Annotated in this window: 12 protein-coding genes, 1 tRNA gene and 1 pseudogene; 11 read left to right on the top strand and 3 right to left on the bottom strand. The window is 70.3% G+C overall.

Annotation, left to right across the window (positions count from 1 at the left end; all coding sequences use genetic code 11):
• Positions 1–44: 44 nt before the first annotated feature.
• The 4 genes from AB0A69_RS12350 (at position 45) to AB0A69_RS12335 (ending at position 5,233) form a co-directional block, all read left to right on the top strand.
• Positions 45–2,207, top strand: a complete 2,163-nt coding sequence (locus AB0A69_RS12350; protein ID WP_361419080.1) for an AIPR family protein — start codon at positions 45–47, stop codon at positions 2,205–2,207.
• Positions 2,208–2,231: 24 nt separating this feature from the next.
• Positions 2,232–4,364 carry a UvrD-helicase domain-containing protein gene (locus tag AB0A69_RS12345; RefSeq protein ID WP_361419078.1) on the top strand — a complete coding sequence of 711 codons (2,133 nt, stop codon included), beginning with the start codon at positions 2,232–2,234 and terminating at the stop codon, positions 4,362–4,364.
• Between the two features lie 215 nt (positions 4,365–4,579).
• Complete coding sequence (locus AB0A69_RS12340) at positions 4,580–4,879, top strand: hypothetical protein (protein WP_361419075.1); 300 nt, start codon at positions 4,580–4,582, stop codon at positions 4,877–4,879.
• A gap of 207 nt (positions 4,880–5,086) precedes the next feature.
• Entirely contained in the window at positions 5,087–5,233 is a 147-nt protein-coding gene (locus tag AB0A69_RS12335; RefSeq protein WP_361419072.1) for a hypothetical protein, read from the top strand.
• A gap of 47 nt (positions 5,234–5,280) precedes the next feature.
• On the opposite strand, the gene AB0A69_RS12330 is transcribed toward AB0A69_RS12335, so the two are convergent.
• Together AB0A69_RS12330 and AB0A69_RS12325 are read right to left on the bottom strand one after the other, a co-directional pair.
• The gene (locus AB0A69_RS12330; protein ID WP_361419069.1) at positions 5,281–5,694 is read right to left on the bottom strand and encodes a PIN domain-containing protein; all 414 of its coding nucleotides are present in this window, start codon (positions 5,692–5,694) and stop codon (positions 5,281–5,283) included.
• On the bottom strand, positions 5,691–5,954 hold the full coding sequence (locus tag AB0A69_RS12325; RefSeq protein WP_361419066.1) for a CopG family transcriptional regulator: 264 nt from the start codon (positions 5,952–5,954) through the stop codon (positions 5,691–5,693). Before AB0A69_RS12325 ends, AB0A69_RS12330 begins: the two co-directional genes overlap by 4 nt.
• 398 nt (positions 5,955–6,352) lie before the next feature.
• Here AB0A69_RS12325 and AB0A69_RS12320 point away from each other — a divergent pair.
• Positions 6,353–6,536: pseudogene (locus tag AB0A69_RS12320) on the top strand (site-specific integrase); the annotation flags it as partial.
• Between the two features lie 433 nt (positions 6,537–6,969).
• On the opposite strand, the gene AB0A69_RS12315 reads toward AB0A69_RS12320, so the two are convergent.
• Positions 6,970–7,041 (bottom strand) — tRNA-Arg (locus AB0A69_RS12315).
• Between the two features lie 106 nt (positions 7,042–7,147).
• On the opposite strand from AB0A69_RS12315, the gene AB0A69_RS12310 reads away from it, so the two are divergent.
• From AB0A69_RS12310 to thrB, 6 genes are all read left to right on the top strand, one after another.
• Positions 7,148–7,660 carry a response regulator gene (locus tag AB0A69_RS12310; protein ID WP_361419063.1) on the top strand — a complete coding sequence of 171 codons (513 nt, stop codon included), beginning with the start codon at positions 7,148–7,150 and terminating at the stop codon, positions 7,658–7,660.
• Positions 7,661–7,745: 85 nt separating this feature from the next.
• Positions 7,746–8,786 carry an ArgS-related anticodon-binding protein NrtL gene (gene nrtL / locus AB0A69_RS12305; RefSeq protein WP_361419060.1) on the top strand — a complete coding sequence of 347 codons (1,041 nt, stop codon included), beginning with the start codon at positions 7,746–7,748 and terminating at the stop codon, positions 8,784–8,786.
• A 15-nt stretch (positions 8,787–8,801) separates the two neighbouring features.
• The gene (lysA, locus tag AB0A69_RS12300) at positions 8,802–10,193 is read left to right on the top strand and encodes a diaminopimelate decarboxylase (RefSeq protein WP_361419057.1); all 1,392 of its coding nucleotides are present in this window, start codon (positions 8,802–8,804) and stop codon (positions 10,191–10,193) included.
• Between the two features lie 98 nt (positions 10,194–10,291).
• Positions 10,292–11,581, top strand: a complete 1,290-nt coding sequence (locus tag AB0A69_RS12295; protein WP_361419794.1) for a homoserine dehydrogenase — start codon at positions 10,292–10,294, stop codon at positions 11,579–11,581.
• A gap of 6 nt (positions 11,582–11,587) precedes the next feature.
• Positions 11,588–12,652 (top strand): threonine synthase, encoded by a 1,065-nt coding sequence (thrC, locus tag AB0A69_RS12290; protein ID WP_361419054.1) that lies wholly within the window; start codon positions 11,588–11,590, stop codon positions 12,650–12,652.
• A gap of 282 nt (positions 12,653–12,934) precedes the next feature.
• Positions 12,935–13,852, top strand: coding sequence for a homoserine kinase (gene thrB / locus AB0A69_RS12285; RefSeq protein ID WP_361419051.1), 918 nt, complete (start codon positions 12,935–12,937; stop codon positions 13,850–13,852).
• The last annotated feature ends 177 nt before the right edge of the window (positions 13,853–14,029 follow it).

The following is a 14,029-nucleotide window of genomic DNA, read 5'->3' as shown; positions in this document are numbered from 1 at the left end:
TGTGAGTGGCGAGGCCGTCGGCCTGCCGTGGGGAGGGGAGAACCATGAAGGCGGAATCGGGCACCGAGCGAACGACGAAGGTCGCCACTCAGGTGCGCCAGGTCGGCAACGCGCTGAAGAAGGTCTACGAGAGCCTGCTCGACGTCAGCGACCTGGCGCAGTACTCGGGGCAGGACTACGAGACCCGGTTGCTGTCCCGGGCGCTGACCGCGCAGGCCGTACGGATGGTCACCGGTTTCAGCCCCGAGGACGCGGCGGCCACCGTCATCGACGGACATGCCGACCAGGGCATCGACGCGATCGCCGTGGTCGAGGGGGCCGACCCGCACGTCTACCTCGTCCAGGGCAAGTGGAGCCCGGAGGGAAAGGCGGGCGCGGACCGCAAGGCGGTGCTCGAACTGCTTGACGGGCTTCGCCTCATCGATTACGAGGAGTACGCGCCGTTCAACCCGCGCGGCCGGCAGCTGGCCGAGTACGCCAAGTCCGTCATGAACAGAGGACCGGTGCCGGTCACCCAGGTCGTCGTCCTCATGCGCTCTGACCCGCCGGGCGAGGGCTTCACGCAGGCCATCGCCAACGGGGAGAAGCAGTTCAACCAGTACGGTGAGGTACTCGACCACAAGATCATCCTGGCGCCCGAGATCTGGCGGTCGGTGCGGGACGACCAGGCCCCCGACCCCGTCGTACTCACCGCCGAACTGTTTCCCTGGTTCGGCATGGGCTCGGACGAGCTCTACGAGTCCTACCAGGGGGTGGTCGACGCCGAACAGGTGGCGGAGTGGGCCCGGAAGGGCCCCGACCTCTTCAACCTGAACATCCGCAATCCCCTCGGCCGTACCTCCATCAACAACGCCCTGATGACCACGCTCACCGAGGAACCGGCGCACTTCTGGTATTTCAACAACGGCATCACCGTGCTGTGCGACGCGGTGGACAAGGCCGAACAATCGACCCTGAGCCCGCACCGTAAGCCGATCAGGCTGACACTGCACAACGCCAGCGTCGTCAACGGAGCCCAGACGGTTCGGGCCGTCGCCGACGCCCTCGCCCAGGACGACGCCGCTGCCGAGGCCCGTATCAACGTGCGGATCATCGTGACGAACCGCGCCGCTCACTTCGCCAAGGAGACCACCAAGGCGACGAACCGGCAGAACAGTGTCGAGGCGCGGGACTTCATCGCCCTCGACCCGGTCCAGGCCGCGATCATGGACGAGATGCGCGCCGAACTGGACCTGGAGTACGGCGTCAGGCGCAGCGAGCTGGACCCGCCGGAGGAGTCGGGCTGCTCGGTCGTGGAAGCCGCCTGCGCTCTGGCCTGCGCCCATGCCGACAGCCAGTACGCGGCCCGGATCGCCCTCTCGCTGGACCCCCTGTGGGAGCGGGGCGGCCAGGGCGTCTACGACGTCCTGTTCCGGCCCCAGCCGGGCATCTACCTCCTGTGGAACGCGGTCCAGGTGCTCCGCCAGGTGCGCCGGAGCCTCCTCGACATCCGCAAGCGCTACCAGGGCCGCGGCGCGGCCCTCACGGAACATGGGACGTACTTCCTCACCCATCTGGTGTTCCGGCTGCTCGACACCGAGGCCATCGACGAACCCGACCCCGAGCTGACCTGGGCCAGGGAAGCCATGGAGAGGACGAAGGACCTGCTGGAGCGGCTGGTACCGATGACCATGGCGGCCATCGACGAACTGTTCACCGAACGCTCGCAGGTCCGCGCAGTCTGCTCCGATGTCTCCCGGAGCAGAGATCTCGCCGACCGCGTGCTCGCCCTCATGGCCAAGGCGGACGGCGACATCGTCACCCTGGACACGTACCGGCGCGTCAATCGCCAGCGGAAGCGCCGGCGGCCCAACGCGGTCCACGTACTGGTGGACAAGAAGGTATTCGACGATGGGGAGCCCCTCGTTCTCTCCGCTGGCTACCCGCTGGAGGCGGAGGCGCTGCGGGACTGGCTCGCCCAGGACGAGCGACGGGCACGAGCGACCTGGGTGAACCACCGCACCAAGCCGATCCTGTGGGCCGCCGACGGCAGGCAGTACTCCCCCTCCGGTCTGATCACACGGATGTGGGAGCTCGCCGAGTGGGCGGAACGCCCCGTGGCCAACCAGGGCACGGCCCGGTGGTCCATTACGTCCGGGGAGACGCTCGCCGAGGTGGCCTGGCGTGTGCTCGGCGCCCTGGAAGAGCCGGACGAGACCGACCAGTAGAACCACCGGGAGAGAAGCTCCGCCATGCCCCGCCTCGCCTTCGACATCGCCTTCTGCGCCCAGCTCCCCAAACTCCAGGGCACGGTCCGCAAAGGGGTCTTCGACGCCTGGGAGAAATTCGAACGGCTCACCCTGGGGCAGCTGTTCAAGGATCCCGGCCTGAAGCTGGAATCCCTCAAGAACGCCCGGGACCCGCACATCCGGACGATCCGGATCGACCGCGGCACACGTGGGGTCGTGCTGGCACCCGACAGCGGGGACACGTACGTCCTGCTGCGGGTGCTGCCGCACGACGAGGCGAACGCGTGGGCCGTCAAGCAGAAGGCGAGCATCAACACGGTCACCCGGGCCGTCGAGATCCGCGACATCGCCGTCCTGGAGGAGCTCACCCCCGCGTACGAGCGGACCGCCCCCGCCCCCGAGCAGCGGCTCTTCGCCAGGTTCTCGGACGGAGATCTCGCGGCCCTTGGTATCGACGGCACGACGCTGCGACAGGCCCGGGTCCTGACCACTCTGGAGCAACTGGAGGCCTTCGCCCCGTTCTTCCCCCAGGACCAGCGGGAGGTACTGGAGTACCTCGCCGCCGGATTCACCGTGGAGGACGTGTGGCGCGAGGTGGTCGCGGTCAACCTGGCCGCCGCCGACAGCGCCGGGCCCGTGAACCCCGCCGACTACGACACCGCCATTCGGCACACGCCTACGCGCATCGCCCTGGTCACGGGACCGGACGAGCTCCGAGAGATCCTCGACAAGCCCTTCGCCGCGTGGCGCGTCTTCCTGCATCCGTCTCAGCACAAGGTGGCCTACCGGCCCTCCTACTCCGGTCCGGCCCAGGTCACCGGAGGCCCCGGCACGGGCAAGACGGTCGTCGCCCTGCACCGCGTGCGCCACCTGCTCGGCCACCTGCGCGACGGCGACCGCATCCTCCTCACCACCTACACCAACGCACTGGTGGCTGCCCTGCGCGCCGGCATCGATGAACTCGTGGACGACGAGGCGCTCCGGGGCCGGGTGGACATCATGACCGTCGACGCGTTCGCCGGGCGGGTGCTGTCCACGTCACGCCGGCCCTTGCGCGCCGACGAGGAGGCGGCCCGCTGGCAGCAGGCCGCCCGGGCCGCGGGCTTCACCGGGAGCCCGCAGTTCCTCGCCCAGGAGTACAAGCACGTCGTCCTCGCCCAGAACCTGCGCACCTACGAGGAGTACGAGACCGCCGAGCGCAAAGGGCGCGGCAGCGCGTTGCCGGCGGCGGCCCGGCCACCGGTGTGGCGCGCCGTCGAGGAGTTCACCGCCCGGCTCGCCTCCGACGGGCTGCGGACCTACCTCGGTACCTGCGCGGAGGCCGCGGACCTGCTGAAGCGGACCGGGCCGCGCTACCGGCACGTCGTCGTCGACGAGGCCCAGGACCTGCACCCCGCCCAGTGGCGCCTCCTGCGCGCCGCCGCCCCGGCGCGTCCGGACGACCTGTTCATCGCGGGAGACCCGCACCAGCGGATCTACGACAGCAAGGTCTCCCTGAAGACGGTCGGGATCAAGGTCGCCGGGCGGTCGACGAAGATGCGCAAGAACTACCGTTCCACGCACGAGATCCTGAGCTGGTCCACCGCGCTCCTCGTCGGTCGCCCCTTCGCCGAGCTTGAGGACGACAGCCGCCACGAAACCCTGCTCGGCTACCGCTCGGCCCTGCACGGGACCGGCCCCGAGACCCATGCGGCCGCCTCTCACGACGCGGAGCTGGCAGCACTCGTCGCGCGCGTGCGCGGTTGGCTGGAGGACGGCATCGCCCCTGGTGACATCGGCGTGAGCGCCCGTTTCAACCGGACCTGCGACCAGGTGACGGAGCACCTGTCGGCGGCCGGTATCCCCGCTCGACGGCTGCGGGCGGACCGGCCGTCGGCGGCCGCCGCCGTGAACGTCGGCACCATGCACTCCTTCAAGGGCCTGGAGTACCGCTGCGTCGCGGTTGTCGGCGTCCATGACGGCGCCGTTCCCTATCCCAAGGCGGTGACGCCTGCGGACGTCGACCGCCTCCAGCACGAGGCCGACCTGCTGGCGGAACGCTGCCTGCTGTTCGTCGCCTGCACCCGGGCCCGCGACGGCCTGTACGTGTCCTGGGCGGGGGACCCCAGTCCCTTCCTGCTTACGACCGGGATGTGAGCGGCGACGAACCGACCTGGCCCCGTAACGACCGGGCACCGAGTCACGACAAGACGAGGAGGAGAAAAGGGCGAGCTCGCGGACCGCGTGGCCCGGCTGGAACGTGAGGTCACGGAGGCCCAAGAGGCGTTGCGAGTCGTCGCGAAGATCCACGAGGAGATCGAGAACGCCTTGGAAGAGGTTGAGGGGGTGTGCGAGGCGCTCCTCAACCTCTCATGGGACTCGACGGAGAGATCGCCGATCACAACTATCCGGCCGTCGAGCGATGTGCCTATGAGCTGTGGGGTCTGGTCGACAGCGAACAGGTGCGGCGTGCGGTCGACACGGTCGCGTTGTTGACCGCGGTACGCGATGGGCATCCTCTCCCCGCGGCGTCCGTGGACCGGCTGATGAACGGGCTGAAGGACTTCGGGGCATCGCATCCCACACTCACTCAAGAGGCATACGACCAAGAGTTTCAGGCGGCGATGGATCGGGCCGAGGGCATCTGGAAAGAGACTTACGACGACGGCTGACGGGACAGCGAGGACGAGCGCAACGACCATCTCGCGGACCATATGCACGAGGCGAGGCAAGAGGCGACCTCCGACCGTGCGGCACGGGCGGGCCGCTTTCTGATGGAGCTCTGTGATCACCTCGCGGAGACGGTGTGGCCGGAGGTCACGGGTGCCCTTCGTCGAGCGGACCTCGAAAAAGTGGCCCGAGCCCTGTAGGAGGCGTCCATGGCGGGGAAGGCGGCCCCGGCGGTGTACAAGCTGTACGAAGTCAATCTGTCGGTGCAGTACGAATCCTCGCCGTATTCGCTCGGGACCATGGGTGAACAGTTGATGGCCGTCGAGTCATGGCTCGGGGCAGAGAGCAGAGGCTGACAAGGCTGCCCGGAACCCGCGATCGCGTTTCACACGGTCAGTCGCTGTCAGACCTTGATCACTGTGACGCGTCCACCACACAGGGCGATGAGGTCCTCGGGGTCGGAGGTGAGGATCGTGGCCGGCCCGGGTGCGGAGAGGGCGGTGGCGGCGAGCATGGCGTCGATGGCGTACTTGTGGCCGTGCAGGCCGGCGTCGGCGAGGAGGGTGGCGGCGTGGCGGGCGATGGGCTCGGTGATCGGTTCGATGGCGAGTCGGGAGAGCGTCCACTCCAGGGCCGGGCGGTTGATGCGGGGGTGGACCACTTCGACGAGGGTGGCCGCCGAGGTGATCACGCGCAGGTCGTCGGCGCGGGCCAGGGCGAGCCAAGTGGTGACCGTTCTGTCGCGCAGGACAGCCTTCGCCAGCCCTTCGCTGTCGAGGACGAGGGTGCCGCCGGGGACCGCGCGGGAGCGGGTCACGCTGCGCTCGCCCCATGCTGGTTTTGCTCACGACGGGCCTGGGCGAGCTGGTCGCGCAGGGACTGGATCTCGTCGTCGGTGACGGGGCCGTGCTCGGCCTCGGCGACGGTGATGAGTTCGTTGAGGTTGTCGCGTTCGATCTGGCGGGCGACGGCGGCGGCCACGTAGGCAGAAAGGCCGGAGGGGCCGCTGCGGGCCTTGGCGGCTTCGGCGATGTCACGCGGCATGGTGATCGAGTACTTTCCGGTGGGCTCGCTCATGCTACTTACCCTACCCATCATCTCCCTAGTGAGGCCTTCTTGGCTGGCACTGCAGTCGCAGGCGGCACGTTGACCTGGAGAGAGGCGGTGGACGCCATGCGGAGTTCGGCAGGTCAGGTACGAAGTGCACCCGGACGCCGTGGGCCGAGGGTGGTGAAGCCCCGGCGGGCGCTGGCGGCTGGCGACGGAGCGGATGTCAGGGCTCTGGCCAACGAGCTCGGAGCCTCGTTGGTCCGGGCCGTCAGGGAAGCCGCCGCTGACGACTTCGGCCGGGTAAGGAACGGGCGCGGTGCGACCCCTATCAGCTGGTACGCCTTCGCACTCGGATACTTGGAGGTGCGCTGGGGGCAGGTTTCGGCGAAGACCCGGAGCGAGACCAACGACTCCACCTCGTTGTCCGCCCCTACGACCTGCGACACGGCCCTGTCCACCTGGCTGAACGCCGGCGCCGACCCCGACGAGGTCGCCGAACGGGCGGACAACAGCGTCGAGGTCCTCATGACCCGGTACGCGAAATGCCTCTACGGCCGTCAGGCCCTCGCCAACAGGCGCATCGACGCGCTTCTGGACGAATACGGATGAGGGGCCACCGATCTCCTCGCGGTCAACCCAGTGGCCCACGTGGATCCCGCGCCCCGCACGTCCCCCGGCGCGCCGATGCCAGGGGGAGCCCGCGCCGTATCGAGGTAAACGACCAGGCCAGAGAGGTGGGATGTGAAGTGCAACGGCCCCGCGCTCCGTATGTGTTTGACCCGTGCTGGCTGGAAAGGCGCAGGTCACGGGGCGCGGGGGAGGGTTGTCCGTCCTCTCCGAGGCTCTTTCGTCCCGGGCATGTCCCGAAGCCCCGATTTCGCGGGATCGGACATATGGGGCACTGTCTGTCCGGCGCGGTAAAGGCCCCAGGCCGGAGCGATGTCGCCAGGAGTAGTAGCGGTAAGGTAGGCCGTTGCTGTTTCAGTCCATGCAAAATAGGGTCTGACCAGCGTTTTTGCTGATCAGACCCTATTTCCGGAAGTGCCCCCGGCAGGATTCGAACCTGCGCACACGGCTCCGGAGGCCGTTGCTCTATCCCCTGAGCTACGGGGGCGTGTCCGCCGTGATCGGCGGCGACGGGTAGAACCCTACCAGCTCTCGGGCGGTGCCTGTGAACAGGTATTTCCGGAGGGCGACACGCGGACTGTCGCCCGTGAGGGGTGGAAGTGGGGAAAACCCGGACGCAGGGCCGGATCGCGACCTACTCTCGAGTTGTGTCAGGCGCGTCCGGCCGGGTGCTCGTCGTGGACGACAACAGGGTCATCCGGCAGCTGATCAGGGTCAATCTCGAGCTTGAGGGCTTCGAGGTCGTGACCGCGGCCGATGGTGCCGAGTGTCTGGATGTCGTGCATCGGGTCTGCCCCGATGTCGTGACGCTCGATGTCGTCATGCCGCGCCTCGACGGGCTGCGGACCGCCGCGCGGCTCAGGGAGGATCCGCGGACCGGGCACCTACCGGTGGCGATCATCAGTGCCTGCACGCAGCACGAGATGGACGGCGGGCTCGCCGCCGGGGTGGACGCGTTCCTGGCGAAGCCCTTCGAGCCCGCCGACCTCGTACGGCTCGTGCGGCAGCTCATGGAGCGCGACCCCGAGGGACGCCGCGGCGCCGGCCATGCCGGGACCGGGTCGGGGTCCGGGACGGGGACCGGGAGCGGGACCCCCTGGGGGTGAGGCACGAGCCCTGCCCCCTCCTCCCTCTGCCCGCATCGCGAAACCGGTTCGCGTGCTCACCCCCCTCCTCCCATACGCTTGTCCCGTGACCCCCGCAGATCTCTCCCTCACCGTGCTGCACGCCGTGCGCCGCGCGGTCGGTGACGGTGCCCTGCGGATGGAGGCCCCCCTCCCCGAGCGCGTCAAGGTCGAGCGGCCCCGCCCCGGCGGTAGAGGGGATTACGCGACCAGCGCCGCCCTCCAGTTGGCCGGGGTCGCCGGGCTGCCGGCGCGGCGGGTCGCGGAGGTCCTGCGGGACCGGCTCGCCGGGGCGCCCGGGATCGAGGCCGTGGAGATCACCGGGCCCGGGTTCCTGAACTTCACCCTGCGGGGCGACAGCCACGCGCAGCTGATCGCCCGCGTGCGCGAGCGCGGGGACCGCTACGGCCACGGCAGCGCCCTGGCCGGGCAGATTCTGCAGTACCACCACCGGCGGGAGGTGCGGGCCGCCGTCGTCACCCAGGCGGTGGCCCGCCTCCAGACCGTCCAAGGCGCGCTCGTCCGCGTCGGCTGCGACGCCGTCGACCCCGCCTGGGCCGCGCTCGGCGTGCGCGTCGACGCCGAGGGCGCCCCGCCCACCCCGCTGCCCGAAGCCGTGAGGCCCCTGCCCGTCACCTACGACGTGTACGCGCTCGGCCGCGACGCCGCCCGCTGGGCCCTCCTCCGGCCCGCCGCGCACGACCGCGCCCTCGAAGCGCGCGACGTACTCCCGCAGACCGAGGCCAACGGGCTCTTCACGGTGCGGTACGCGCACGCCCGCGCCCGCGCCCTGCTGCGCAACGCCGCGCAGCTCGGCGTCACCGCCGCGTACGAGGAGGACGTCGACGCCGGCCGCCTCCTCACCGCCCTCGGCGACCACCCCGCCGTCCTCGAAGCCGCCGCACGCCACCGCGCCTCCGATCGGGTCGCCCGGCACCTGGAGGCCACCGCCGACGCGTTCCTGGGGTTCCAGCACACCGTGCTGCCCCTCGGCGACGAGAAACCCTCGGCCGCCCACCGCTCCCGGCTCGCCCTCGCCGAAGCCGCCGGGACGGTGCTGGCCGGCGGCCTGGCACTGCTCGGCATCAGCGCCCCCGACTACTTGTGACTTTGTGAGAGAGACATGAGCCGTTCCGCACACCCCGCCGGGCCCCGCCACGCCGACGTCCTGCCCGAGGGGCACTACACCGCTCCGCCCGCCGACCTCAACCGCCTCGACGCCAAGGTGTGGTCCCGGACCGTCACCCGCGACGACGAGGGAGTCCTGACGGTCGGCGGGATCCCCGTCACCACCCTCGCCGAGGAGTACGGCACCCCCGCCTACTTCCTCGACGAGACCGACTTCCGCGCCCGCTGCCGCGCCTGGGCCGACGCCTTCGGCACCGAGGCCGACGTCTTCTACGCCGGGAAGGCGTTCCTGTCCCGCGCCATCGTCCGGTGGCTCAAGGAGGAGGGGCTCAACCTCGACGTGTGCTCGGGCGGCGAGCTCACCACCGCCCTCGACGCCGGGATGCCCGCCGAGCGCATCGCCTTCCACGGGAACAACAAGAGCATCCACGAGATCGAGCGGGCGGTGGAAGCCGGTGTCGGGCGGATCGTCCTCGACTCCTTCCAGGAGATCGTGCGCGTGGCGCACATCGCCCAGTCCCTCGGCGTCCGGCAGAAGGTCCAGATCCGCGTCACCGTCGGCGTCGAGGCGCACACCCACGAGTTCATCGCCACCGCCCACGAGGACCAGAAGTTCGGCATCGCGCTCGCCGGCGGGCAGGCCGCCGAAGCCGTACGGCGGGCGCTGAAGCTCGACGGGCTGGAGCTCATCGGCATCCACTCGCACATCGGCTCGCAGATCTTCGACACCTCCGGCTTCGAGGTGGCCGCCCGCCGCGTGATCGGCCTGCTCAAGGAGGTCCGCGACGAGCACGGCGTCGAGCTGCCCGAGATCGACCTCGGCGGCGGGCTCGGCATCGCGTACACCTCCGAGGACGACCCCCGCGAGCCGCACGAGATCGCCAAGGCGCTCACCGAGATCGTGACGAGGGAGTGCGAGGCGGCGGGTCTCGCCACCCCCCGCATCTCCGTCGAGCCCGGGCGCGCCATCGTCGGCCCCACCGCCTTCACGCTGTACGAGGTCGGCACGGTCAAGCCGCTCGAGGGGCTGCGGACGTACGTGAGCGTCGACGGCGGCATGTCGGACAACATCCGCACCGCCCTGTACGACGCCGAGTACACCGTGGCGCTGGTGTCCCGGACGAGCGACGCCGAGCCGATGCTGAGCCGCGTGGTGGGCAAGCACTGTGAAAGTGGTGACATCGTGGTGAAGGACGCGTTCCTCCCCGCGGACGTCGCGCCGGGCGACCTGATCGCCGTACCGGCCACCGGGGCGTACTGCCGCTCCATGGCCAGCAACTACAACCACGCACTTCGCCCGCCCGTCGTCGCGGTCCGCGACGGTGAGGCGCGGGTGATCGTCCGGCGTGAGACGGAGGAAGATCTCCTGCGTCTCGATGTCGGCTGATGAAATAGACGTCTCATAATCCGGACGGAAGGGAGAAACTTCCGTCCGGTGAGTGAGACTGGTCCACACCGTAGAAGTATGAGAAGTGAGGTCGGATGATGCGTACGCGTCCGCTGAAGGTGGCGCTGCTGGGCTGTGGAGTGGTCGGCTCAGAGGTGGCGCGCATCATGACGACGCACGCCGACGACCTCGCCGCGCGCATCGGCGCCCCGGTCGAGCTCGCCGGTGTCGCCGTCCGCCGGCCCTCCAAGGTGCGCGCGGGCATCGCCCCCGAGCTCATCACCACCGACGCGATGGCCCTGGTCAAACGCGGCGACATCGACGTCGTCGTCGAGGTCATCGGGGGCGTCGAGCCCGCCCGTACGCTCATCACCACCGCCTTCGAGCACGGCGCCTCCGTCGTCTCGGCCAACAAGGCGCTCCTCGCCCAGGACGGGCAGAGCCTGTACGCCGCCGCCGAGCAGCACGGCCGCGACCTGTACTACGAGGCCGCCGTCGCCGGCGCCATCCCGCTGATCCGGCCGCTGCGCGAGTCCCTCGCCGGCGACAAGGTCAACCGGGTGCTCGGCATCGTCAACGGCACGACCAACTTCATCCTCGACAAGATGGACACCTCCGGCGCCGGGTACTCCGAGGCGCTGGACGAGGCGACGGCCCTCGGGTACGCCGAAGCCGACCCGACCGCCGACGTCGAGGGCTTCGACGCCGCCGCCAAGGCCGCGATCCTCGCCGGGATCGCCTTCCACACGCGGGTGCGGCTCGACGATGTCTACCGCGAGGGCATGACCGAGGTCACCGCCGCCGACTTCGCCTCCGCCAAGCGCATGGGCTGCACCATCAAGCTGCTCGCCATCTGCGAGCGCGCCGCCGACGGCGGCTCCGTCACCGCGCGCGTGCACCCCGCGATGATCCCGCTCAGCCACCCGCTGGCCTCCGTCCGCGGCGCGTACAACGCCGTCTTCGTCGAGGCCGACGCCGCCGGGCAGCTCATGTTCTACGGACCCGGTGCCGGCGGCTCGCCGACCGCGTCCGCCGTCCTCGGCGACCTCGTCGCCGTCTGCCGCAACCGCCTCAACGACGCGACGGGGCCCGGCGAGTCCGCGTACACCCAGCTGCCCGTGAGCCCCATGGGCGACGTGGTGACGCGGTACCACATCAGCCTCGACGTGGCCGACAAGCCGGGCGTCCTCGCCCAGGTCGCGACGGTCTTCGCCGAGCACGGCGTATCCATCGATACGGTGCGCCAGCAGGGCAAGGACGGCGAGGCATCCCTCGTCGTCGTCACCCACCGCGCGCCCGACGCCGCCCTCTCCGGGACCGTCGAGGCGCTGCGCAAGCTCGACACCGTGCGCGGTGTCGCCAGCATCATGCGTGTTGAAGGGGAGTAAGGACCCATGACCAGGACCCACCAGTGGCGCGGCATCATCGAGGAGTACCGGGACCGCCTTCCGGTCACGGACACGACGCCGGTCGTCACGCTCCGTGAGGGCGGTACGCCGCTCGTCCCGGCCCAGGTCCTCTCCGAGCGCACCGGCTGCGACGTACACCTCAAGGTCGAGGGCGCCAACCCCACCGGCTCCTTCAAGGACCGGGGCATGACCATGGCCATCACCCGGGCCAAGGAGGAGGGCGCGCAGGCCGTCATCTGCGCCTCCACCGGCAACACGTCGGCCTCCGCGGCCGCGTACGCCGTGCGCGCCGGGATGGTCTCCGCCGTCCTCGTGCCGCAGGGCAAGATCGCCCTCGGCAAGATGGGCCAGGCCCTCGTCCACGGCGCGAAGATCCTCCAGGTCGACGGCAACTTCGACGACTGCCTGGACCTCGCCCGCGCGCTCTCCGACAACTACCCGGTCGCGCTGGTCAATTCGGTCAACCCGGTCCGCATCGAGGGCCAGAAGACCGCCGCGTTCGAGATCGTGGACATGCTGGGCGACGCCCCCGACATCCACGTCCTGCCCGTCGGCAACGCCGGCAACATCACCGCGTACTGGAAGGGTTACACCGAGTACGCGGCGGACGCCCTCGCCACCCGCCGGCCGCGCATGTGGGGCTTCCAGGCCTCCGGCTCCGCGCCGCTCGTGCGCGGTCACGTCGTCAAGGACCCGTCGACCATCGCCACCGCGATCCGGATCGGCAACCCGGCCTCGTGGGACTACGCGATCGCCGCCCGCGACGAGTCCGGTGGCTTCATCGACGAGGTGACGGACCGTGAGATCCTGCGGGCCTACCGCCTGTTGGCCTCCCAGGAGGGCGTCTTCGTCGAGCCGGCGTCGGCCGCCTCCGTGGCAGGCCTGCTGAAGGCCGCCGAGCAGGGCAAGGTCGACCCGGGCCAGACGATCGTCTGCACGGTCACCGGCAACGGCCTGAAGGACCCCGACTGGGCGGTCGCCGGAGCGCCCCAGCCGGTCACCGTCCCCGTCGACGCGGCCGCGGCCGCCGAGCGGCTCGGCCTCGCATAACCCGCCGGTGAGCGGTTCCCCGCGCGACCACGCGGGGAAAAGCCGCACATCGGGCGGCTGTGGACACAGGAGCACAGGACGGCTCACGACACGCATCGTGCGCCTCCTGTGCGCCCTATGTCGCCACAGAACCTTCCTTCGATAGGCTGTACCGAACCCACCCCGTCGCGTATGCCTCCGCATATGCCGCGGTACTGATGCCGTTGACACCGATACGGCCCCCGGGTCCTGCGTACACCTCGTACAAACCCCGTCGTCAGAGTCAAGGAGAGTCATCGAGCGATGGCCGGTCCCGCGTTCCGCGCCGCCGCCGTCCGGGTGCGCGTCCCCGCCACCAGCGCCAACCTCGGCCCGGGCTTCGACGCCCTCGGCCTGTCGCTGGGGCTGTACGACGACGTCGTCGTCCGGGTCGCCGACTCCGGGCTGCACATCGACATCGCCGGCGAGGGCGCCGACTCGCTCCCGCGCGATGAGAGCCACCTGCTCGTACGCTCCCTGCGCACGGCCTTCGACCTGCTCGGCGGGCAGCCCCGCGGCCTCGAGGTCGTCTGCGCCAACCGCATCCCGCACGGCCGGGGCCTCGGCTCCTCCTCGGCGGCCATCTGCGCCGGCATCGTCGCCGCCCGCGCGGTGACCATAGGCGGCGACGCCAAGCTCGACGACGCGGCGCTGCTGGAGCTCGCCACCGAGATCGAGGGCCACCCCGACAACGTCGCCGCCTGTCTGCTCGGCGGCTTCACGCTCGCCTGGACCGAGGGCGGCGCCGCCCGCGCGATCAGGATGGAGCCCTCACGGTCCATCGTTCCGGTGGTTTTCGTCCCCGGAAAGCCGGTGCTCACCGAGACCGCCCGCGGCCTGCTGCCGCGCACCGTCCCCCATGTGGACGCCGCGGCCAACGCCGGCCGCGCGGCCCTGCTCGTCGAGGCGCTGACCCGGCGCCCGGAGCTGCTGCTCGCGGCCACCGAGGACCGCCTCCACCAGGAGTACCGGGCCCCCGCGATGCCGGAGAGCATCGCGCTTGTGAACCGACTGCGCGCGGACGGCGTCCCCGCGGTCATCTCCGGTGCGGGCCCCACGGTGCTCGCACTGGCCGAGGACGGCGCGGCGGAGAAGGTCGCGCTCCTGGCGGGCGAGGGCTGGGCGGCCAACCGGCTCACCCTCGACCTCTCCGGTGCGAGCGTGCTGCCGCTCGCGCCGTAGGTCTCCGCCGGAACACGGATTGCCGGTGTTGGAGAGGGGGAATGTTTGTTGGAGCCGGTAGTGTTAACCTCAAGTCTGCACCCGACGTCTTTGTGGCGCGGTGCTGAGTGTCCCCTTCCGGGACCACCATTCTTCCGGGAGCCTCCTCCACTGCCTGAGCAGCCTGCCTGAGCAGTT

It is taken from the genome of Streptomyces sp. NPDC045431, assembly GCF_040646655.1.
Taxonomy (GTDB): Bacteria; Actinomycetota; Actinomycetes; order Streptomycetales; family Streptomycetaceae; genus Streptomyces.
This window is presented reverse-complemented; position numbering and strand designations above follow the sequence as displayed.